This is a genomic window from Lactobacillus rizhaonensis (assembly GCF_036246345.1).
Taxonomy (GTDB): domain Bacteria; phylum Bacillota; class Bacilli; order Lactobacillales; family Lactobacillaceae; genus Lactobacillus; species Lactobacillus rizhaonensis.
Genome location: NZ_BTTV01000001.1, coordinates 437445 through 460431 on the forward strand (window position 1 = coordinate 437445; position 22987 = coordinate 460431).

23 protein-coding genes are annotated in these 22987 nt (G+C 34.6%); 5 read left to right on the top strand and 18 right to left on the bottom strand.

The genetic code is table 11. The features are described from left to right. Nucleotides 1-80: 80 nt before the first annotated feature. Nucleotides 81-956: a Cof-type HAD-IIB family hydrolase gene (locus AAA915_RS02095; RefSeq protein WP_338199446.1), complete on the top strand. Its 876-nt coding sequence runs from the start codon at nucleotides 81-83 to the stop codon at nucleotides 954-956. Between the two features lie 10 nt (nucleotides 957-966). After that, complete coding sequence (locus AAA915_RS02100) at nucleotides 967-1488, top strand: LURP-one-related/scramblase family protein (RefSeq protein ID WP_338199448.1); 522 nt, start codon at nucleotides 967-969, stop codon at nucleotides 1486-1488. A 69-nt stretch (nucleotides 1489-1557) separates the two neighbouring features. Here AAA915_RS02100 and AAA915_RS02105 read toward each other — a convergent pair whose 3' ends face one another. The 12 genes from AAA915_RS02105 to AAA915_RS02160 all read right to left on the bottom strand — a co-directional run bounded on the left by AAA915_RS02105 (nucleotide 1558) and on the right by AAA915_RS02160 (nucleotide 14219). Continuing rightward, complete coding sequence (locus tag AAA915_RS02105; protein WP_338199450.1) at nucleotides 1558-3126, bottom strand: ATP-binding cassette domain-containing protein; 1569 nt, start codon at nucleotides 3124-3126, stop codon at nucleotides 1558-1560. 202 nt (nucleotides 3127-3328) lie between these two features. Further along, nucleotides 3329-3721 (bottom strand): MerR family transcriptional regulator, encoded by a 393-nt coding sequence (locus AAA915_RS02110; protein ID WP_338199452.1) that lies wholly within the window; start codon nucleotides 3719-3721, stop codon nucleotides 3329-3331. A 13-nt stretch (nucleotides 3722-3734) separates the two neighbouring features. Continuing rightward, nucleotides 3735-4589 (bottom strand): aldo/keto reductase, encoded by an 855-nt coding sequence (locus AAA915_RS02115; RefSeq protein ID WP_338199454.1) that lies wholly within the window; start codon nucleotides 4587-4589, stop codon nucleotides 3735-3737. 87 nt (nucleotides 4590-4676) lie between these two features. After that, nucleotides 4677-5246 (bottom strand): GDSL-type esterase/lipase family protein, encoded by a 570-nt coding sequence (locus AAA915_RS02120; protein ID WP_338199456.1) that lies wholly within the window; start codon nucleotides 5244-5246, stop codon nucleotides 4677-4679. Between the two features lie 53 nt (nucleotides 5247-5299). Further along, nucleotides 5300-5905, bottom strand: a complete 606-nt coding sequence (locus AAA915_RS02125; protein ID WP_338199458.1) for a hypothetical protein — start codon at nucleotides 5903-5905, stop codon at nucleotides 5300-5302. A 140-nt stretch (nucleotides 5906-6045) separates the two neighbouring features. Beyond that, nucleotides 6046-6678, bottom strand: a complete 633-nt coding sequence (locus tag AAA915_RS02130; protein ID WP_338199460.1) for a hypothetical protein — start codon at nucleotides 6676-6678, stop codon at nucleotides 6046-6048. Nucleotides 6679-6814: 136 nt separating this feature from the next. Continuing rightward, nucleotides 6815-7570: a triose-phosphate isomerase gene (tpiA, locus tag AAA915_RS02135; RefSeq protein WP_338199462.1), complete on the bottom strand. Its 756-nt coding sequence runs from the start codon at nucleotides 7568-7570 to the stop codon at nucleotides 6815-6817. Between the two features lie 24 nt (nucleotides 7571-7594). After that, nucleotides 7595-8806 carry a phosphoglycerate kinase gene (locus tag AAA915_RS02140; RefSeq protein ID WP_338199464.1) on the bottom strand — a complete coding sequence of 404 codons (1212 nt, stop codon included), beginning with the start codon at nucleotides 8804-8806 and terminating at the stop codon, nucleotides 7595-7597. Nucleotides 8807-8912: 106 nt separating this feature from the next. Next, complete coding sequence (gap, locus tag AAA915_RS02145; protein ID WP_046331890.1) at nucleotides 8913-9929, bottom strand: type I glyceraldehyde-3-phosphate dehydrogenase; 1017 nt, start codon at nucleotides 9927-9929, stop codon at nucleotides 8913-8915. Between the two features lie 63 nt (nucleotides 9930-9992). Next, complete coding sequence (locus AAA915_RS02150; RefSeq protein ID WP_338199825.1) at nucleotides 9993-11024, bottom strand: sugar-binding transcriptional regulator; 1032 nt, start codon at nucleotides 11022-11024, stop codon at nucleotides 9993-9995. A gap of 432 nt (nucleotides 11025-11456) precedes the next feature. Continuing rightward, nucleotides 11457-12449 (bottom strand): ornithine carbamoyltransferase, encoded by a 993-nt coding sequence (argF, locus tag AAA915_RS02155; RefSeq protein ID WP_338199467.1) that lies wholly within the window; start codon nucleotides 12447-12449, stop codon nucleotides 11457-11459. A gap of 243 nt (nucleotides 12450-12692) precedes the next feature. Beyond that, nucleotides 12693-14219, bottom strand: coding sequence for an LBA0864 family S-layer associated protein (locus AAA915_RS02160; RefSeq protein WP_338199469.1), 1527 nt, complete (start codon nucleotides 14217-14219; stop codon nucleotides 12693-12695). 167 nt (nucleotides 14220-14386) lie between these two features. Here AAA915_RS02160 and AAA915_RS02165 point away from each other — a divergent pair, with 167 nt between their 5' ends. Both AAA915_RS02165 and AAA915_RS02170 read left to right on the top strand, forming a co-directional pair. Continuing rightward, nucleotides 14387-15823: an APC family permease gene (locus tag AAA915_RS02165; protein WP_338199471.1), complete on the top strand. Its 1437-nt coding sequence runs from the start codon at nucleotides 14387-14389 to the stop codon at nucleotides 15821-15823. An 85-nt stretch (nucleotides 15824-15908) separates the two neighbouring features. Next, entirely contained in the window at nucleotides 15909-16355 is a 447-nt protein-coding gene (locus AAA915_RS02170; protein WP_338199473.1) for a Fur family transcriptional regulator, read from the top strand. A gap of 53 nt (nucleotides 16356-16408) precedes the next feature. On the opposite strand, the gene AAA915_RS02175 is transcribed toward AAA915_RS02170, so the two are convergent. The 3 genes from AAA915_RS02175 to AAA915_RS02185 all read right to left on the bottom strand — a co-directional run bounded on the left by AAA915_RS02175 (nucleotide 16409) and on the right by AAA915_RS02185 (nucleotide 19427). Further along, entirely contained in the window at nucleotides 16409-17056 is a 648-nt protein-coding gene (locus tag AAA915_RS02175; protein WP_338199475.1) for a hypothetical protein, read from the bottom strand. 68 nt (nucleotides 17057-17124) lie between these two features. Then, nucleotides 17125-17634 (bottom strand): hypothetical protein, encoded by a 510-nt coding sequence (locus AAA915_RS02180; protein ID WP_338199477.1) that lies wholly within the window; start codon nucleotides 17632-17634, stop codon nucleotides 17125-17127. 236 nt (nucleotides 17635-17870) lie between these two features. Next, nucleotides 17871-19427: an SH3-like domain-containing protein gene (locus tag AAA915_RS02185; RefSeq protein WP_420915103.1), complete on the bottom strand. Its 1557-nt coding sequence runs from the start codon at nucleotides 19425-19427 to the stop codon at nucleotides 17871-17873. Between the two features lie 312 nt (nucleotides 19428-19739). On the opposite strand from AAA915_RS02185, the gene clpP reads away from it, so the two are divergent. After that, entirely contained in the window at nucleotides 19740-20324 is a 585-nt protein-coding gene (gene clpP, locus AAA915_RS02190; protein ID WP_034977497.1) for an ATP-dependent Clp endopeptidase proteolytic subunit ClpP, read from the top strand. Nucleotides 20325-20410: 86 nt separating this feature from the next. On the opposite strand, the gene AAA915_RS02195 is transcribed toward clpP, so the two are convergent. The 3 genes from AAA915_RS02195 to AAA915_RS02205 are packed head-to-tail and all read right to left on the bottom strand — an operon-like array spanning nucleotide 20411 to nucleotide 22975. Next, nucleotides 20411-21154 (bottom strand): class II aldolase/adducin family protein, encoded by a 744-nt coding sequence (locus AAA915_RS02195; RefSeq protein ID WP_294837158.1) that lies wholly within the window; start codon nucleotides 21152-21154, stop codon nucleotides 20411-20413. After that, nucleotides 21147-21416, bottom strand: coding sequence for a hypothetical protein (locus AAA915_RS02200; protein WP_294602029.1), 270 nt, complete (start codon nucleotides 21414-21416; stop codon nucleotides 21147-21149). The genes AAA915_RS02195 and AAA915_RS02200 overlap by 8 nt, the downstream gene beginning before the upstream one ends. Nucleotides 21417-21430: 14 nt before the next feature. Continuing rightward, nucleotides 21431-22975, bottom strand: coding sequence for a PTS galactitol transporter subunit IIC (locus AAA915_RS02205; protein WP_338199485.1), 1545 nt, complete (start codon nucleotides 22973-22975; stop codon nucleotides 21431-21433). Between the last annotated feature and the right edge of the window lie 12 nt (nucleotides 22976-22987).

Below are 22987 nucleotides of genomic sequence, written 5' to 3' on the forward strand. Positions count from 1 at the left end.
TTATAAAAGTGAGAATTTCTTCATATATGGTAATATGGTAGATAAAGAAATGATCTGTAACTAGGAGGAGTTAATTATCTGTGATTAAATTAGTAGCTTGTGATTTAGACGGAACCCTTTTTAACAGCGATATGAGAATTTCAGACGAAAACGTGTCTGCAATTCGGGCAGCACAAAGAAATGGAATTGAATTTTTAGTAGCTACAGGGCGTGCACCACGGCAATCACGGAAAACTATTAGAGATTATGGCTTAAAAACGGGTTTTATTAATATCAATGGTGCCTTAGTATATGATGAAAATGATAATTTGCAGATTAAGCATAAATTGCCTAATGAGAAGGCACATGTAATCGCAAATATTCTTGAACAAAACAATATTTATTTTGAATTAGTTACCGCCGAGCAAATATATTCAAGTGATATCAGTAAACGTGTGGTTAACTTAGCTCGTGCACTAATGACTCTGAACCCAGGAGTAACTTTTAAAAAAGCAGTTGCAACTGCGGCTGGTAGTAACGCTATGTTTAGTATGACCTTGGAAAAAAACTTTGATAAGTTATTAACTAACCCCAAAACCGAAATTATGAAAATAATTGCTTTTGATGCACATGGACCTGCTGCTTTTACCAAAGTTAAAAAAGAAATCAAGGATGTAGACGGTGTTGTTGTGACATCAAGCTCTGCAGCTAACATTGAGATTAACGATATTAAAGCACAGAAAGGCCCTGCTCTTTTAGATTACGCCAGAAAAAAAGGTATCAAAACAGAGGAAGTAGCCGCAATCGGGGATAATCTCAATGATGCCAGTATGATTAGGGATGCAGGTGTTGGAGTAGCAATGGCAAACGCAGTACCCACTATTAAGAAATTGGCGCAAGTTAGAACTAAATCAAACAATGATAATGGAGTTGCTTATATTTTAAGGAAATTTATTAAAAATAACGCAAAAGAATAGAGGTGCTTAAATGCGCTACTTATTGGAATTAACTCAAAAACAGGAATATGGTCAAATACCTGTCGCAAATGAAAAAGACAAAATTGAATATATTATTCAAGGCAATTTAGATAATCCCAATCATACCCTGTACTTAAAAAAGTTTACTGGCAAAGAAATAGGACGGCTGTACACTGATGGTAATGGCATCATCTCTTCTTACACCATTGATGTGGTTAATCACTCTTTGGTTAAAGTTAAAAGGTTAAACAATAAGGTAGCTAACCTTTTCTATGTTACTCGCTTAAACTACATAGTTACTGGCAGTATTAAAAAAGGAAGCTACAAATTTCTTTTTGGTATCAAAAAAGTTGCCACTGTTAGGACAGTTGTTCGCAGTGAAGGGGTCGTTTTAATTTGTGATATTGATCGTCCTGAAGATGTACCCTTTATCCTATTGTGTGCCACGCTTTTTACTCAATGGCATACCACCCCGTTACGACTGCCAACTTTTCCACCCGTCGGTCGTAAATATAATGTTAATTTTAATTAAAAAGGCGCTACTTGCAGGATAGCTTAGCTAAACTGCTAGTAACGCTTTATTAGGCTAGTTTACAAAATATTATTTTAATACCAAATTTTTGAAGGAAAAGTTAGCAACTTCTGCACTTCGATGTGAAACAACAATTACGCTTTCCACCCTATTTAATAATTTTTGCAATAAATCTTGTGCTGTTTTCAGGTCAATACTGGAAAAGCTCTCATCCAGTAAAATTAATTTACCCTTAGTATCGATTAGTCTAGCTAACGCAATACGTTGAGTTTGACCGCCAGATAAGGAATTATAATGCCAATTTTCATTAACTTCAAAATCTTGTTTTACCCTATCTAGACTTGCTTTATTATAGTTTCGTCCCAGCAAGATATTATAATTAATACTGCGAGGAAACACTGTCACTGTCTGGGGCAGATAGATAATTATTGAGTTTATTACGTTACGGGGTATAACAGTAATATTGATCCCATTCAGTAAAATTTCGCCTTTAGTAGGAGTAAGTTGACCCGTTGCCAATTTAAGTAACGTGGATTTACCCCGGCCAGAAATCCCATTTAATTTATAAAAATCACCTTTTTTAAAGACATAAGAAAAGTTATGCAGAATTTTTTCTTTTGCATTAGGATATGAAAAGGTGACATTTTTAAATTCCAGTGACTTAAACTCCATTGAAAAATTAATTTTAGCAAAATTGTCATTTTCACTCTCTTCTTGTCCTTTCAGCTCATTAAATTTAGCAAAAATACTGGAAGTAGAAAGCAATTGTGCAAAGTAACGATTAATAATTCCGGCAGAGTCAAAAACCTTAGTAGCTAATTCAGCCGTGGACAAAATAGCACCTGCACTAATTTTTCCTTGAAAATGAAGAAGCCCTGTAATACCTAGAATAAGAAGTTGACTACCAATATTGATTACACCTGTAATAATATCCACAGCGGAACGTCTGACAGTGTTATGTACATTTGCCTGCTTTAAACTTTGTGATCCCGTCGCAACTAACTTCTTGATTTCACCCAAAGCGTTAAAAGCGTATAGAGTATCATAGCCGTGTAAACCGCTACTAGTAAATTTTAAAAAATTTTCGTTAGCCTGAGAAATTTTAGTAACCCCTGCTGTCAGAAATCTTTTGCAGAAACGCGGGACTAATATAATCACTAAAACTAACAAAATAGCTGCAAGAAATAGAATATTGCTATAAAGGTATAAAGCTATTAACGCAAAAATTGCATTACCGCTAAAACGTACTATTAGAAAAAAGGTATTAAGACCTTCTTTTTGAATTAAATTGACGTCATTTTGCAGGTAAGATTCATAATAATCCACTGGATTTTGTTTAAATTCATTTTGAGGAAGTTTAATTAGACTAGTAACTATGTCATTGCGAATATTGCCGAGAATATCTTGTGTAACTGTTTCTTGAATATAACTTTCCAGAAAAGAAATAAGAAACGTGAGAAACCAAAGTAAAAAGATCATTACCAACATGCTAACAAAAGGCCTAATTTTACCGGCAATTAAATAATTTGCCAGTACGGCCATTTTGGTAGCAGCCAAAACTTGCAACATAGAATCTACTAAAAGTAATAGACAAGCTGTTATAACTGCAAATGCATGTTTTTTGAGATAATGATACATTTTGGCCCTCCTTTATTGTTTCTAATGGCAGTAAAACAATTTTAACTGTTTATTTAATTATTCTTTAATGTATTAGCAATATTAACAAATTAAATTATGTTAGACAAGATACAATTGTAATCGTGCCCCATATTGGCTCAATACAATAAAAAACGTCCCTAAAATTAATAATTAGTTTTAAGAACGTTTATCTAAGTATGGTTTAAATTTGTTTATCGTATGCTAGTTTTTCTTTTTCGAAACTTAACAATTGGTCATCAAAATGATCAATTTTATAATCTAGATAATTAACTGTTTTTTTAATATTTTTAATTTCTTCATCTAACTGATTTCGTTGCTTAATTAGTAATTGCTTTCGTCTTTCTGCGGTTGAATTATTTTCCATATATAAATCTACAAATTCTTTTAATTTTTTGATAGACATCCCCGCATTACGTAAAACCATAATGTAAAAAATCCAGTTTTGCTCCTTTGTGTCATACACGCGATAGCCATTTTCGTCCCTTTTAACAGTAGGTATCAACTTCTGTTTTTCCCAGTAACGTAAAGTATCTTTAGATAAGCCAAATTTTTTACTAATTTCGTTTATTGTCAAAATTCGTTTTCCTTTAATCAACATTTCTAATTAAATCATGAATATTTCTCACTGCTGCTGGATCACGATGATCAAAAAACTGACTTTCGTTTTTATCCAGATTTTTTATTTGTGCCATTTCAGCTGGATTTAATTCAAAGTCAAAAATTTTACTGTTTTCTACCAAGCGATCGTGATGAATTGATTTTGGAATTACTACTATTCCTCTTTGAACTAACCAGCGTAAGATAACTTGACCAGTTGTTTTATGATGATCTGCAGCTATCTGCCTAATTAACGAATTAGTAAACACATTATGCTTTCCTTCCGCAAAAGGTGCCCAAGCTTCGGGTTGAATTTTATTTTCTTGGAGGAAAGAAACCTCTTTTGCTTCTTGCATCCAAGGATTAATTTCAATCTGGTTAACAGCAGGACGAATATCATTATACAAACTTAAATCGAGAACACGGTCTGGTGAAAAATTAGAAACCCCAATTGCTCTGATAATTCCGGCCTTATATGCTTCTTCCATTGCACGCCAGGAACCATAAACATCACCATAAGGCTGATGTATTAGATACAGATCTAAATAATCAAGCTGTAATTTTCTTAGAGAAGTGGCAATTGCCCGTTTGGTTGCCTCATAACCTGTATCAGATACCCATAATTTAGTGGTGATAAACAAATCAGTTCTATCAACTCCACTGTTTTTAATGGCCTTGCCTACCGCCTCTTCATTACCATAGGATGAAGCTGTATCGATCAGACGATATCCTATTCGAATTGCATCTTCAACTACATTTTCAGCCATAGTCAGGTCAGTTATTTGAAAAGCGCCTATACCTAGAGTAGGCATTGATATACCATTATTTAGTGTTGTTTCTTTCATTTTGGTACTCCTTTATCATTTTGAAATAAAGTGTATACCTTAGAGTTAGCTCCATAGCAAGGATTTTTCTAATACTGAGCTTGATTCCTATTCTTGCAGTTTTTTAACTATTAAATTCGCTAATAGGTTATATCCTTCTTTTCCAAAATGTAAGCCGTCATCCAATTGCCCTTTACAGAGTGTTGTTAAATTGCCATGATCAATCATAGCTTGGAATAGATTAATAAAATTTAAATTGTAGGTTTCTGCTAACTTGATCAGCTCAGCATTATAAACAGCAATTTCACGGTTGGTCCGCTTATTTTGCCTATTTTGATCAACAGCAGAAGGGGAAATTAAAATTACATTTTGTGGATAATATAAACAAATTATGCTAGATATAATAAGAGCCATGTTTCTCTTGAATTGAGCGATAGGCACCCGCTTGTGTTTTGCTATATCGTTTGTCCCTAAAAGCAATACCAACTTATCGCAGCGTTCAATTTTTAGGATCAAATCTGGCAGTAATGCATAAAAAGCTCCCGAATTTACTCCGGAAACTGCAGTATTGACAATCTCAATATCTGGTATTTTTGCTTTAATTGCATTATTAATACGAGGTGATTTTAAACCTTCTTTGCGAGCAATAATGCTATCGCCTGTTAATAATAGTTTCACTTTTTCTCCTTTTTAAAAGCTGCAATCACAATATTAAGATCGCAGCTTCATAATTAACGTGGGTTAACTTTATTATATTTCACATTTTTAAATTCATATGCACTATACTTATTTGTTAAAGATTTTGTTTTAAAAAATTGGTTAGTTACTAAACCATTTTCTGGATTACTTTGAAATAAAACTTTATGTTTTTTACCAGCTATTTTTTCAGTCTTAACTGTGAAAGCATTTCCGTTTTTAGTTGTTTTTTCCTGTACCGGACTTAGTATGATCCATCTACTCCCATGCATTTTTTTGCTGGACACTCGCAAATATTTTGCTAAAATGCTCTGATTTTCCTCTTGCCAAGCTGAAGGCATTTCCCAAGTATATTTCTTTGTACCTTTGACCATTCCGACTTTAATTACCTTGATATAATCATTGGTTAACGGCATATTGATCGCAGACGTATGAATATTCATGGGATTGGGAGTAAAATTGTTATTGCTATACCATTTGCCACGCCAGGTTTTGGGAAATTTAAATTGTTTTCCAAAACCATATTTGTTTTTCTTAGTTTTCGCAGCTTGCACAATTTTTGGTTGAACATTTGCAAGTGGCACTGTCATAGGTATAGCTAAGCCTGCTAATGCAAATATAGTAATAATTTTTTTAGCCATTTTTCTCTCCTGTAAAACAATATTGTGTTTTTATTTATAGTAATAATTATAAACTGGTTGATTGTATAAAGTAATTCAATTTATTAAAAAAACTAATTCCTTAATTGAGAATTAGTTTTAAAATCAGATATTTTCTTTACTTAATACTGGTTAAATGAAGGTGCATATGTTTCACCCTTAAAATTATAGTGTTGATATTTTTGCGCTAATTTTGGTGAACGGAAGAACTGGTCAACGATTTCACCGGTTTTAGGATTAGCTTCAAATATTACTTTTTGAGTTTTACCAGCAACTTTTTCATTCCTTAATCTAAAAGCGAAGCCAATTTCAATATTGTTTTCATCTATTGGACTAAAGACAATCCATTTTTTATTGCTAATCTTATTAGTGGTTACTCTACCCAAATGTTTGAAAATCTTGTCATGCTTGGTAAACCAACTTTGAGGCATTTGCCACAAGTATTTATTGGTGCCTTTTACTTTACCTGCTGAAACCAATTCAACATATTCTCCGGTCCAAGGCGTATTGAAACCGCTCTTTTTAACGGCCATTTTGCTTAACTTATCATGGGTCATACTATACCATTTACCACGCCATGATTTAGGAAACTTAAAGTCTCTCTTAAAACCATATTTTGTTTTGTTAGTAGAAATTTTGGCATTTTTAGAAGTACTTGCCGCTTGAACCAAATTCGTCTGATTAACACTAATTCCACTTGTTGCAGCTAAAGCAGCCACAACAACTGCCCAAGTAATTGTTTTACGTAATTTCATAATCTTTACCTCCCATATTGGAATTATTTCATCCTATTATGGACACGCATTATGATAAAAGCAAGCAATAGTGGAAATATTAAACAAAAAAGCCTCTGAAAAATCAGAGACTTATTTTATCGTATACAGTTAAAAATTAATCTTGATAATTTACTAATTCTAAGAATGAATCAGGTTTAAGTGAAGCACCGCCGACTAAGCCACCATCAATATCAGGTTTTGCCATTAATTCCTTAACATTGCCTGGATTTACAGAACCACCATATTGAATTCTGACATTCTCTGCAGTTTCTTCATTATATAAATCCTTGACAGTATCGCGAATAGTCTTGCACATTTCTTCAGCTTGATCAGAACTGGCAGTCTTACCGGTACCAATAGCCCAGATTGGTTCATAAGCAATAACTAAATTAGATACTTGATCGGCTGACAAACCAGCAAGTGCAGCCTTGATTTGACTAACAACCCAATCTTCTTGCTTATTAGCTTCACGTGTTTCAAGTGATTCACCACAACAAATAATTGGGGTAATGCCGTTAGCAAATAAAGCCTTGGCTTTCTTGTTAATGTCTTCATCTGTTTCATGGAAATAGCCACGACGTTCAGAGTGACCAATAATACAATAGTTCATGCCCATTTCTTTTAAAACTTTAGGTGAGGTTTCACCAGTAAAGGCACCTTCATCTTCGAAATAAGCATTTTCTGCACCGACGCGCAGGTTTGAACCAGCAGCTGCGTTTGCTAAACTTTCAAGATCGACGGCAGGAGCACAAATTAGTGCTTCAACCTTACTTGCTTCTGGCAATTTATCCTTTACAGCAGCAACAAACTCAGTTGTTTGCTTAGGATTCATATGTAATTTCCAGTTACCAGCAATAATTGGTGTACGCATGTAAATAATGTCCTTTCTTAAAGTTTACTTGTCTGAAATGCAGGCAATTCCTGGTAATTCCTTACCTTCAAGGTATTGTAAGGAAGCTCCACCACCAGTTGAGATGTGGGTAATCTTTGGAGCAATACCAAGTTGTTTAGCAGCTGCTGTCGAATCACCACCACCGATAATAGTAGTAGCATCTGTCAAATCAGCAAGGGCCTTACCAACTTCCAATGTACCTTCAGCAAAGTTTGACATTTCAAAGGCACCCATTGGTCCGTTCCAAACAACAGTCTTAGCATCTTTTAAAACATCTTTGAACTTAGCAACAGTCTTAGGACCTATATCAAGACCCATCATGTTTTCTGGAATGTCATCGCCGACAACTTTACGAGCAGCATCGTTTGAAAACTCAGTTGCTGCAACATTGTCAACAGGTAATACAATCTTACCATCAGCGTCTTTCAACAATTTTTTAGCAAGATCGACTTTATCTGGTTCAAACAATGATTTACCAATTTCATGACCTTGGGCTGCTAAGAAAGTATAAGCCATACCGCCACCAATTAAAATGTGGTCAGATTTTGGAATAAGGTTAGTGATAACATCAATCTTATCTGAAACTTTAGCACCACCCAAGATAGTAACAAATGGATGTACAGGGTTAGCAACAGCATCGCCTAAAAACTTAATTTCTTTTTCCATTAAGAAACCAGCAGCAACAGGCTTGCCATCCTTCTTCATAGCTTCAGCAATACCAACATTGGAAGCGTGGCTTCTGTGAGCAGTACCAAAGGCATCGTTAACATACATATCTCCTAATGAGGCCCAGTATTCACCCAGTTTAGGATCATTCTTACTTTCACGCTTGCCAAAGTCATTGTCAATATCTTGGAAACGAGTGTTTTCTAGAACATCAACGTCACCGTCTTGCATCTTAGCAACGGCATCTTCAACTTCTTTACCTTCGTTAGCCGGAACAAAGGTTACAGGTTTCTTTAAAAGTTCACTCAAACGTTCAGCAACTGGTTTTAATGACAATTCTTTCTTATCGTCATCTGACTTTACACGTCCCAAGTGACTGAGCAAAATTGCCTTACCACCATTTTCAATGATGTATTTAATGGTAGGAAGGGCAGCAACAATTCTGTTGTCATCTCCAATAACACCATCTTTAATTGGCACGTTAAAATCAACACGAACTAAAACCTTTTTGTCTTTTACATCAAGGTCAGAAACAATTAATTTAGCCATCTATATCCTCCAATAACTTAATTATTTTTATTTTGAAAAAAAGGCGGAAGGAAGAATTTCCCTCCGCCTTCTCTTTCACCACTTAACAGTAATCAAATATTACAGATTAAAGAGTAGCAAATTTCAACAAAGTACGAACCATTTGGCAAGTGAATGAGTATTCATTGTCATACCAAGCAACAGTCTTAACTAATTGATTGTCACCGGCAGTAGTTACCATAGTTTGAGTTGGGTCAAAGATTGAACCAGCAGTCATACCAACTACATCACTTGAAACGATTTCGTCATCGTTGTAAGCAAATGATGGGCTTTCGTACTTCTTCAATGCTGAGTTAACTTCGTCAGCAGTAACTTTCTTGTCAAGGATTGAAACTAATTCAGTTAATGAGCCATCAGTAACTGGAACACGTTGTGCGTGACCGTTAACTTTACCGTTCAATTCAGGAACAACAAGACCAATAGCCTTAGCAGCACCAGTTGAGTGAGGAATAATGTTAACTGCAGCGGCACGAGCTGAACGCTTGTTACCACCACGAACAGGACCGTCCAAAAGCATTTGGGTTGAAGTGTAAGCGTGGATAGTAGTCATAGTAGCTACCTTGATGCCAAATTCTTTTTGCAAAGCGTCAACCATTGGTGCTAATGAGTTAGTAGTACATGAACCAGCTGAAACGATCTTGTCGTTTGCATCTAAAGTGTCATCGTTTACTGAGTAAACAATAGTCTTTAAGTCATTGCCAGCAGGAGCTGAAATCAAGACTCTCTTGGCACCTGCGTCAAGGTGAGCTTGTGACTTAGCCTTGCTGGTGTAGAAACCAGTACATTCAAGAACAAAGTCAACACCGTCATTCTTAACCCAAGGAATGTTTTGAGCTTGTGGTTCTGCGTATACACGGTATTTCTTACCATCTACAACGATTGAATCTTCAGTAGCTGAAACTTCGTGGTCAAAAGTACCATGAGTTGAGTCATATTTTAGCAGGTGTGCTAAAAGTGCTGGGGTAGTCAAGTCGTTAATAGCAACAACTTCAATATCCTTTGACTTTTCGCCTAAATCCATGATCCGACGGAATGCCAAACGACCAATACGGCCAAAGCCGTTAATACCAATTTTAACTGTCATATTCTAAAGTCCTCCTTAAGAACTATGTAAGAACTGTAAACATCAATTTATTTTAAATGAGAATTACTTCTCCTTTAAAATCTTCTCTGAGGCTCCCTCATCAGTAATTAACCAGGTTTGATGCGGAGCATTGGGCATATATGCCTTGATTGCCTTAGCCTTACGGCTGCCACAAGCAAATGCAAATATATGAGGTATTTTATTTAGATTCTCAAACTGCAAACCAACCTGATGTACGCGGTCGACAATCTTTCCTTCGCCATCGAAGAAACACCCAAAACATTCGGTGACTACATGTTTTTCACGCAATTCAGATAAACGAATTGAATCGTATCCTCTACGTCTTGCCATGTCGTGAGCTAATCCAATTCCATGAATTACTACATCCGTCTGAGAAATATCCTCTAAGACATCAGTAAAGGTAGATTCACGAATTAGCGAATTGTAAGCTGCTTGAGAAATCTGTTCTGGTAAGTACAATGTTTTATATTTACCACCAGTTTCAGCAGCCATTTTCTGCACAATCGTATTGCTTTGAATAGCAACATTTTCGCCTAGAGCCCCACGACCTGGCACAAATTCCAGTTGTCGATTTTTACTTAAACTTTTAGACAAATTCCTAGTTGATTTTGCAAGAGCCTCACCACCCAGAACAGTAATAATTGAATGGCCTAGGGGTAGCAATAAGTCAAGAGCTGCATTAAGTTCTTCACCCATTCTCTCATAAACCAATTCTTGTAAATCACTATCGCCCGGCACAATAATCGTGCGCTCGATACCGAGTTTACGCGCTAAATCAATTTCTGTTTTGCGCGCGTTAAATAACCGATCTATAAGAGGAGCCGCCTCTTGCAATATCTTTTTGCCCTTCTCTGTCATAAACATGCCAAAGCTTTTAATCTCAATCAAACCTCGATCACGCAGATACTCAGTTTCTGTTCGCACATTTCTTTCAGATAGTCCTAAAGACTGAGCTACGCTTCTACGGCCTATTGGCGCATTAAGCGATACTTGCTCAAGGACAAGATATCTTTGTCGAAAAACTTTTAAGATGTCAGGAACGAGAGCTTCAAGCACAGGAAATTCCGAGTACATTAATTTCTCTCCTTCTTCTGGGACCAAATTGACCCATTTGTTGTCATTAGGTGTCCCAGATTGTCTAAAAATATATGAGAAACGTAAACCGACAGTAATCAATTTATCCATTCCTCAATCGACAAATACAGTATAGCAACACTCAAAAAATAATTCAAGTGAAATCGCCGCAATTAGAAAGTCTTAACAAATTAGTTGGTACATGCAGAAAAGCGTGCAAAACGTCAGCTCTTTTATCAGTATCAAGAAAAAACAATTCAATTTTTGTTTTATTTCTGTTATACTTGTTGTTGTGCAAATTCGGGTCCTTAGTGTAATGGATCGCACGTAAGATTCCGGTTCTTAAAATCTGAGTTCGACTCTCAGGGGACCCATTGAATTAATTAAATAAAGAGTATTTATTGCAATTTAGCAATAGATACTCTTTTTGTTTTAAGCTATTAAATTTTGTAAACGTTCTTTTGCTACATTACTTAGTTGATCTTTAAGTAAATAAGTAAATACTGCTCTCATCGCTGTCTTTTTATTTGCTGCTTGTTGCCAGACAATGGATTTTTTACCGTCAAGGACAGAGACTGTAACCTCTTCACCTCTGTTTGCTGGCAAACAATGCATGAACTTAACATCAGGATTGTGTGTCTTAGTAAGCATCTCATCATTAACTTGATACTTAGGATAAAAGATTTTTAGATATTCTTTTTGATCTAGCTCTTTATCATATAGGCCATACCAAACATCCGTATAAATAAAATCAGCATTTTCTAAGACTTTTTCATCTTCAGATAGAGTAATTGAACTACCATTTTGCTGAGCTATTTTTTCTGCTTTTCGCAATATTTTTGGAGATAATTGCTTTTCTTTAGGACCATATTGGACAAACTGCATTCCCATTTGAGCACACAAAAATAATGCTGAAACAGTAATTTGGGTTGCATCCCCTACAAAAACCAACTTCACATCGGAAATTTTCTTATCCTTAGGTAAAAATTCTTTAATCGTAATTAAATCTCCCAGTGCCTGAGTAGGATGATCGTTATCACTCATAAAATTAACAACAGGAGCCGGCGAATTTTGCGCAATCGTAACAATATCGTCATGACTAGCGGTTCTCACACCAATAATATCGACCAAGTCGCCTAAAGCATGACTAGTATCTGCTAAGCCCTCGTGACCATTCTCTCCTAGTTGTATCTGCCCTGGAGCCAAATACAAGGCATGTCCTCCTAATTCAGTCATTGCAGTTTCGGCAGAGCAGCGTGTTCTTGTAGATACCTGATCAAAAATCATTCCTAAACTCTTACCTCTTAATAGCGACGGATAATAACCATGATTAATAGCTTTTTTAATTTTTATACCTAAATCAGCTAAAAATTTCATTTCGTCTCTTGAAAAGCCACAAGTATCAATAAAGTCTCTTTTAACCAAAAAATCCTCCTTTTAGTATTCTCTATTTTTCTTGTCGCGTACCATAATACAGAAAACAAATTTATTTGAAAAACAATTACATTCAAATATAGAAAGTCTTAAATATTTTAGGAATAAAAGTCTTACTAAAATAAAAATAGCCACTGAAAATTTCAGTGACTTATATAATTTATTTGATTGCCAATTCGAATTTTATCAGTTGTCAAAAACTTTAATGATTAACAAACTGCTTAAAATAGTTTTTTAATTTGTATTACCAGCTGTTAATTCTCCACGCTGGGCAAATTCAACGTAAAGCTTGCTACCAGATGAGGACAAGCCTTCAATTTCACGCCTTACGTGAAGATGATGGGTACTCTTATATGTTCCATCTTCATCAACCTTAAAGATATAGTCATTAAAACCGATATAAAATTGGTTATGATTTTGATCGTACGTGAATCCTTGAACTGGAGAACCATTGCTTACAAAGTTACCTTTAGTAGCCCCTACCTCAACGGGAGTCCAGGAATCCCCATTGCGAGTTACTTTCCAATATTCATAATAGCCGTTTCCACCATTATGGAATAGACAATACATTGTATTGTCACCAGCAAACGTAGCATTATGAATATATCTAGGACTACCATAGTTAGAAATCCTAAAGGTCCAGATTTGATTAATCTTCATATCTGATTTACGTATTTGCAAAATTTCCTCAGAAGCATTTGAATTGCTAGAAGTATTGTTATTAGCAATAACGTAAATGTATGCAGAAGATGATCCTATTGCTTGACCATGACCTAATTTAATATAAGGACTAACTTTAATATGAGAGGCATATTTCTTAAATGTTGACCATCTCAATGTTTGTAAATTTTGCGCCTTAAATTTATTAATATGTTTTAAATTATAAGAAACTAAATGACCGTTTTGTGCACTACTTGAATTAAACAGAGCAACCGTAAAGTCTGAACCATTCACAGTTATGCCCTCGGGAATTACGCCTACTTGTCCCATCTTATCACCAGATTGATTGTAGCCCAGACTGACAAAACGAGGCTGGAACAGCTTGGTTTTTAAAGTTAAACCATTAGCTTTAAACGTGTTAGATCTTGTTTCGGAAGTATAATGATGCGCTGCGTTCCAGTTTCTGGAAGAAGACTTGGAACTACCTTTCCAAGTTGAGACTTCCTTTGGTCCGTTCAAAGGCGTTTTAGCAGCTCTTGCTATACCTTCGTTCTTATCTGAACGAACAGTCACATCGACTGTAGCTTTAGCCTTACCATAACTATAATCAACATTGGTCTTACCAGGGGTGCCAGAATTAATCTTTGACTTAGAAACTGTTACCTTGCTTGTGTCTACTGCTGTACCAGCACTATTAGTCACATAATTGATAGCATCCTTAGTATTAAACGAATATTGATTATTTTGTACTAAACTTACGTTCTTTGCTACAGAAATCTTATTTCTGGCAAAAAAGTTCTGATTAACCCAGCCGACCGTGCGCCCGTCAACAATTATCTTCCAAAACTTGCCTTTCCTAGTGGCAATTGACTGTTTAGACTGAATTTGTGCGTGCTTGAAATATTTAGTCGATGTAAACTTGCCAGATGGCCCCATTTTTGAAGCATAATGATAAACTGCATAATTACCATTACCTGCTATCTTGGTTACTGCTTTATGATAACTTTTGGCAGATATATATGAACTGTTACTCCCAACAAATAAGCCAACTGCAGCTATAATCCCAGCAACCAGCAGTTTGCTTTTAAATTTTCTTTTCATTAAACTTACAACCCCTTTTTCTATTATATAATAATAGTTTTACACTTTTTTAATTCATATATCAATGATTATTATTGTTATTAATTTCAAGTGACTTATTATTAGATTTTTAAAAACATTTAAGTTAAAATAAAAAAATTGTTATTTTTATATAAGGGAGCAGTTTCATGGGTGAAACACCAAACAATTCTAAAAAGATGATGTGGACAACGCTGGCCACTATGGCTTTCTCTATTGTCTGGAGCTTTGGCAACGTTGTTAACGGATTCATATATTTTGATGGCACCAAGGTAATTTTCAGCTGGATTATTATTTTCCTGCTTTTCTTTATTCCCTATGCCTTAATGGTCGGTGAACTTGGATCAGTTTTTAAAGACTCTGAGGGTGGCGTTGCTTCCTGGATTAACGCTACTATTGGACCAAAATGGGCTTATTATGCTGGCTGGACATTCTGGGCAGTACACGTGGTTTATATTTCCAGTAAGGGTACAACTGGCTTAAGAGGGATGGCTTGGGGCATTTTTGGTAATACTAAATGGTACGATAGTTTGCCAACTGCCTGGACACAATTAGCCACATTGGCAGTATTTTTGTTCTTTTGCTGGGTAGCCAGCCGTGGTATTCCAGTAATTAAAACATTATCAACAATTGCTGGAACTTCCATGTTTATCATGTCAATTTTGTTTATTATTATGATGTTTGCGGCACCGATGATTAATCCGCATGCTAGTTTCAACAGCATAAACTGGAATTGGCAAAACTTTATGCCAGATTTCAACATGAAGTATTTCACTTCACTTTCAATTTTGGTATTTGCTGTAGGTGGAGCTGAAAAGATTTCACCATATGTTAACAAGTTAAAAAAACCTGCAAAAAATTTCCCTAAAGCTATGTTAGGATTAGCAGGAATGGTAATGATTTCTGCCATCTTAGGTACTATCGCTTTAGCATTAATGTTTGATCCTAAAGTAGTTAACGGTAATTTGAATGAATACATTTCAAATGGTCCGTACATTGCTTTTCAAAAATTAGGTGAATATTATGGCGTTGGCGGATTATTCCTTTATATATATGCCTGGTGCAATGTTATCGGCCAATTCTCCGCACTAGTTATCAGTATTGATGCTCCTTTGAGAATGCTTTTAGGAGGTAAAGAAGCAAAAGACTTTATCCCAAAGAAGTTATTAAAAGTCAATAAACATGGAGCTTACATTAATGGTATCTGGATGATTGTCATTCTTTCTGGTGGTATCATTGCATTGCAGGCTGTTATGCCTGATGCACAAACTGTGATGGCACAATTAGTTAAACTAAATTCGATAGTGATGCCAATGCGTTATTTATGGGTTTTCATTGCCTACTTAGCTTTGCGTAAACAACATGAAAAATTCCATAATGGTTCTGATAACTATCAAATGACTAAACACCAGTGGTTAGCCTATACTGCCGGAATTTGGGGATTAGCCGTTACAATTGCCTGCTGTTTAATGGGAATGTATTCAAATGATCCATTTACGCTTTGTTTAAATATTGCCACTCCAGTGGTATTATTCCTACTTGGTTTAATTATGCCAACAATTAGACGAAAACAAGAGAAAAAATAAGCTAAATAATACTTAACCGCCTAGCAATAGGCGGTTTTTTTACATAAAAAATGCTATACTCTAATTAATTGAGGAGATGAGAATCATGCCTAATTTTTCTGATGAAGCAGGAAGTCTGCTACGTAGCCATCACTTAAAAGTAACTAAACCACGCTTAAAAATACTTGAATATTTAATGGTACATCATAATCATCCCACTGCTTCAACGATTTTTACAGCAATCAGTGGAGATAAGCCAGCTTATCGTGCCACCGTTTATAACAATCTTAACAAACTAGTAGACGCGGGTATCATAACTGAAATAAAAAATGGTGATGATTCTCTGCACTATGACTACTTTGTAAAGCCACACTTTCATATTATTTGTAAAAAGTGCGGTAAAATTGCTGATGTTTATTATCCTGACTTTGGTAGAATTGAAGGGCAGATGAGAAATGAGGCAGATAAACAAACAGGTTTTGTCACTTCTTCAAGTCACGTTGAAATCTACGGCCTTTGTCCTGACTGTCAAAACAAAGAAAAAAAGAGCTAAAAGCTCTTTTTTAAATCAATTAAAATACCTAAAAAGTAACAATTAAAAGTAATTTATTTGTCAGTTTTTAAATAATTAAAAGCTTCATTATTTTTCGTAAATTTAGAACCCTTTCTTCCGAATAACTTAAATAAAATATCTTCCATCGCCATTTTAGCGTCTGGATTGTCACCATCTGGGCTGAACATATTATACTCTTTATTTTTATTTACACTGGAATTACTATTTTTTTTACGTATATAAATGTGTACATGATCACGAAGCCTTCTAAGTTTATGTATTGTACAAAAATCTGCCTCAGTGAGATTATAATAATCTGAACTATTTTCTTTTTCTTTTTTTATTTTATCATCAAAAGACATTTTACGTAAATCATTCTTATCAATATAAGAGCATAGATGAAAATGAAAACATAATTCAACAATAGACACACCTGTAATTATATAGTTTTTTACTATCATAGCTTTTAAAACCGGAGTTAATACAAGACTATCATATTCAAACTGAAGAAATTCGAGATATTCAAAATTATAGAAAAGATTTGACTTTACTTCATCATTTAATGTTTTATCAAGCGGGTCCGAAAGTTTAAAGTAATTTTTTTTGACTTTTGGTGTCCATCTTTCACTTGAACTCAGACCACTACCATCTTTATGCTTAGCTGAATTTAAAAGACTATAAAAACTATCGTCAATATTCATTTTTTCTCCCTCTATAAATAAAAATCAAAACAAGTATGTTTAGATACTAAAAATAAATATCTACATAATCATCTATCACCAAGCTCATTATGTATTTTATTTTTCACTTCTGAAAGTTTAGAATAATACTCTGGAAAAACTGATTCCAAATATTTATCATCTTTTTTTAAAAATAGAACCTCGCTGTTAGGAAACTTGACGAGAAGAGATTTAATTTTCTTCCATTCGGATGAATATTTCCTTTTATTAATGTTGACATCAGACTTTAGGCTTACCAAAGCTGTAGTAAATGGCTGATAATCAGAAACAAATAAAAGATGGGTTTGGTTTAATTGATTTCTAATTAAGTATTCCATTGACTTTTTTAATGCTTCTAAATTCATTTTGTATCCAGATTCACCGTTTTCACCATGTCCCTGTTTTGGTATTACTCTATCCTTGTCTTTACGATCAATTATGTAAGCCCATGCACATTTCGTGATACTATTTAACTTTCTATGAGAATTTTTGTGCATACCTTGAAGATAAATGATGGTATCAAAATTTCTATTTTCTGAGTTTATATTAAAATAACGCAAAATTAACCTTCCTTTAAATATTCTACAATAATATAATTGTTAAAAAAGACAAACAATATAAAATTTAGATAAAACTTTTTACTTGTTTTTAAATGAACTCTTCTTTTCTAAAAAATAATATACAGGTCTACTATTAAAACTATATTAATAATATAACTTATTTATATACTTGTAAATACTAAATTTTTCGTTGAACTAAAAAAGAGCCTTTCAGCTCTCATTTAAAAATATTTATTTTATTTAATATTCATGCTTACCAATAATTCAGCTCTTTGTGCAAGGTTTACATACAATTTATTATCACTAACTGATAAACCTTCAATTTCACGACCGGTATCAAAAGAATAAGTATCTTTTAATTTGCCATCGCGGCCAATCTTAAAGATTAAGTCATTGAATGCCAGGTAAAAGTTCTTATTCTTGGTATCATAAGTAAATCCTTGAACAGGTGAATTATTATTAACAAAGTTGCCGTCAGTTTTACCGACTAATTTTGGATACCAGTTATCCCCAGTACGAGTGAATTCCCAATATTCATAACAATTATTGGCAGTATCATGGTAAACAGTGTACATATCCTTATCTGATACAATTACACCATTTTGGAAATAACGATTACTCTTGCCATCATCAATCCAAGTTTTGATTGTCCAAATTTTGTTAATTTGTAAATCACTCTTACGGATTTGAAGTAATTCTTCAGAGTCATTAGTGTCATTTAATGTATTGTCATTATTTAACACATAAATATACTTATCACTTGCGCCCAATGCTTGACCATGACCAATTGGAATATATGGACTTACCTTGATGTTTTTAACATAACTGTTAAACTTCTTTTGCGACATATCAAGTAAATGTTGCGCATCAAACGGGTCAGTTAAAGTATTCAGATCATAACCAACAATATGACCAGATACCAAATTTGTGTGGCTTAAAAGACTAGTATATGCCCAGCCATTAGAAACGGTAACACCTTCTGGAATGTGACCAACACGGTTAATATTATCATCTGATGGATCAGCTACACTTAGTAAAACTGGTTGATATAATCGTGTTTTTAAGGTCAAATCACCACTAGTCAAAGTATGTTTATTGGTTTCAGGCGTGTATTCTGTTGGACTAATATAATTTAATGATGAACCGTAATGGGTTTTCCAAGCCTGATAGTCATTGGTACCAGGTTGCGCCGGGAAGGAGGTAACGGTATTTGCATCAACCACTCCTTCTTTTTTACTTTTTCTAACAGTTATTTTAACTGTAGCAGTCGCATCTCCATAAGTATATTTAACTTTATATGTCTTAGGAGTTCCGCAATTAATGCTATCTTTTGAAACAGTTACTTGACTATTGTCAATCACCGTACCCATGCTGTTAGTAATATAAGAAATAGCATCTCTCGTAGGGAAGTTATAGAACTCATTGCGCACTAGAGATATAGTTTTAGGAACTGCAATTTGGTTTCTGGCAAAGTAACGTTCATTAACATACCCTACTTGTCTGCCATTAACATAAATGCGCCAGTAGCGATACTTTTTAGTTTCAATCAACTGATCTGATTGAATATGACTATAACGAAAGTTAATACCGTCAGCTACTTTTGTGCTAACCTTCCCGTCATTTACTTCTTTCCAGACCTTATAATTTTTGTTGCCCGCAACTTTGGTCATCATAGAAAAACCAGTAACAATTTGTTTAGGCTTAGGCTTTTTAGTATTAGTGTCGTCTGTCCCAGTTTGATCAGATTTACCTGTTTGATCATTAGTGGCATTATTATCATTATTTACATCAATTGAGTTGTTCGATGACTTGTTGCTGTCATCTTGAACTGGCGGTTGAGCGCTATTCGAATCTGCCGCAACTGATGTAGTTGACAAGCCGGTACAAACTAGTAATCCGACAACCAATGTCAGTAAATATGGTAATTTTTTCTTATAAAGCTTCAAAATATATCCTCCAATATTTAGTTTACCTTTAAATTATATAATAAAACCCTCACTAAAAAGAATACAAAATTAATACACTTTCATTGACAGCAGGTAATGTAAGTGATTTAATTAGCACTGTACTTGATAGAGTGCTAATTATATTTAGGAGGTAGAAAGATGCTTGTACCTACAGTTATTGAACAAACTGCACGTGGCGAACGCGCATATGATATATATTCACGTTTATTGAAAGACAGAATCATCATGCTTAGCGGCGAAATTAACGATGATATGGCCAATTCAATTATTGCACAATTACTATTTCTTGATGCTCAAGACAACACCAAGGATATTTCACTTTACATTAATTCACCGGGTGGTGTGATTACTTCTGGTTTGGCGATCATGGATACCATGAACTTTATTAAATCGGATGTTTCAACTATTGCCATCGGCATGGCAGCCTCTATGGCTTCCATTTTACTGACTAGCGGAGCAAAAGGTAAACGTTTTGCATTACCTAACTCAACTGTTTTGATTCATCAACCTTTAGGTGGTGCACAGGGTCAGCAAACAGACATTCAAATTGCTGCTAATGAGATTTTAAAGAGTCGTGAAAAAATTAACCGGATCTTACATGAAACTACTGGTCAACCTTTAGAAAAAATTCAAAAGGACACTGAGCGGGACAACTACATGACCGCACAGCAAGCAAAAGACTATGGCTTAATCGATGAGATTATGGTTAACCAAAAGAAATAAATTTATTGCTAAGTGAAAAAGGAAGTTAAACAATTTGTTTAACTTCCTTTTTTATTTGAATAGATATCTATATTTCGTGATTCGCTTTAATTTACCATACCATCCGTGCTTTTACCTCGAGACTGATACTGATCAATAATTCCCAATTTCTTAAAAATTGCTTGTTTATAAGCTATCTCAGCATTCCATTCCACTGTTTCCAAAACTTGAGCTGCTGCATGCAAATCTGTTTCAGTAATTAAAACTCCATGACTATTTAGCAGAAAAATATTTTCTTTAGCGCCAGTACCAAGTTTCACTAGCTCATCATGGACTAAATCAGCGAGTTCTTTACTACATGCTTCACGATATGGTAAACACTTAATTTTTCCAAGAGGTACATTAAAAGATGTAATTTCTGTTAAGTTAGGCATGTCCTGGCCTAATGTAGCCCAAAACATACATTTTGGTGCATGAGAGTGATAAACTACTCTAATGTCTTTATTTGCCTCATATGCTCCAATATGCATATTGATTTCTCGTGTTAGCCGACCCTCTCCCGCTAGTTTTTTACCTGTTTCTAAATCAATAACTAAGATTTGAGAAGCATTTAGCTTTGAGAACCATGCTTCAGACATAAAAGTAGGAGTCATCAACAAATAATCATGGTTAGCATAATATGTCTGATTGTCATAAGAGAATGTTTCATCTGGCGTAATTTTGACAGAGATGTTTCCTCCAGCAATATTTGTTAATTTGCGATTAAACATTTCACGAGCGACTTCAGCTATATCTTTACGTTCATTTTCGAAAGGAAGCCTTTCTTTAGTTATATTATAGTTTTCAATCATCTAATTTATCTCTTTTCCTTAATTTATATTGTTCACGTTTTTTATACGCAGCTCGATATCTAATTTCTTGTTGACGGTTATATTTTTCAAAAATTATTGGATCTCCATATTTAGCTATAAAAAGTCCAAATAGAATTACACTTATACAACCGAAAATATTTTGAGTAAAAATTGCTTCAATTGTTAAGATGACATTTATGAATAAAGCAAATGACCACCATATTTTTTGTGATAATTTTGAATTTGAAGATTTATCTTTCATTTAACTTCTCCGCATTACCTGGTAAAGTTTGAAAAATCCACATCATTAATATCATTAATTGAGAATTTATCCTTAGTAGATGCACTTATAATATGTTTATGAACATTTTCGAAATTCATACCATCAATGCTGGAAACAGACCACGTATCATTTCCTTTAGTAATATCTGTGGCTTCTGAAACATTTTCTACATTATCAACTGTACCCGTATTTAAGGCATAACGTTTACTAGGTAAAGCAATTTTATTTTGATCTTTGTAAAGCCAAATAAAAATCAATAACCATACCAAAGCAGCTGCAATTGCCCACCATTTACCATTAAATGCCTGTGCAAAGAATAATCTAAAATCTGGTCCTTCAAAAGTTGACCAAGATAATTGTTGACCAGGATTAACGTGTACTGCTCCTGTAGATTTTGCGAGATTTGTGATTACTGGAGCAAAATAAGTAGCTCCGTATAAGAAAATTGGCGTAGTAATAATGCCTAATGTCAACATTCTCCATAAATTAGCTCCAGTTAGTAATAGGGCTGCAACTACAAACGAAAGATTGATTATTCCAGCAAATGGTAAGACAGTGTTGCCCGGTAATACCATAGCCATGATTAGCATTACCGGTACTAAAATAATTACTGTTACCCATAACTCATTTCTTCCTGCAAGAATGGGCCAGTCTAATCCAATAAATACTTGCCGACCTTTGAAGTGTTTTTTCATCATCTCATTCATAGCATTAGCAATCGGGTTCAAAGCTTCCATAAATAATTTGGAAATCATGGGAAACATTGTCATAGCTGCTGAAGCTTCGATAGCAAGTTTTAAGGATCCTGAAAGTGAATAGCCAGCCCCAAATCCTAATAGCACACCAATAATTGCACCCATTACAGAATTATCAGCAAAAATACCAATTTTCTTCTGGATAGCATTAGCATCAGCTGGTTTATTCATTATTGGAATAAAATCTAGCAGTTTATTAAGTGGCATAAGTACAACTGCAAATAAGGTTACGAAATGAGGAACAGTAACTCCCGGAATTCCAGTCAGGTCTTGAATGTGCCTTTGCCACATGTCCCCTGCTTTTAGTTCTAAGACGATCTGAATGCCTGCAACAATAAACCCATAAATGGCGTTATGTGTAAAGTATAAGACTACTACATAAGTGAAAATCTTGTTCCAAACATTCCACATATCTACGTTCAAAGTTTTTGTCCAATTGAAAGTTAACATTATGAAATTGATTAGTAACAAAAACGGGAAAAATAAAAATGCTGCTTTGTATGACCAGGTAATCGCAGCTACGCCAGGCCATCCTTGGTCGATAGCGTTAAGACTTAAATGCAACATCTTTGACATTGCTTTGGCAGCCGGTGAAATTGAATCAGTCATGTAATTAACAACCAAAGTCATTCCACTGAAGGCAACACCTAAAGTAAGGGAAGCTTTAACGGCCTTGCTCAATTTTAATCTGGCTATCAAAGAAATGACAAACATAATCAATGGTACAAAAACGGCTGCACCCAAGTTAAGGACATAGTTGACTATGTTTTTTAGTATTTCCATTTAGAATCACTT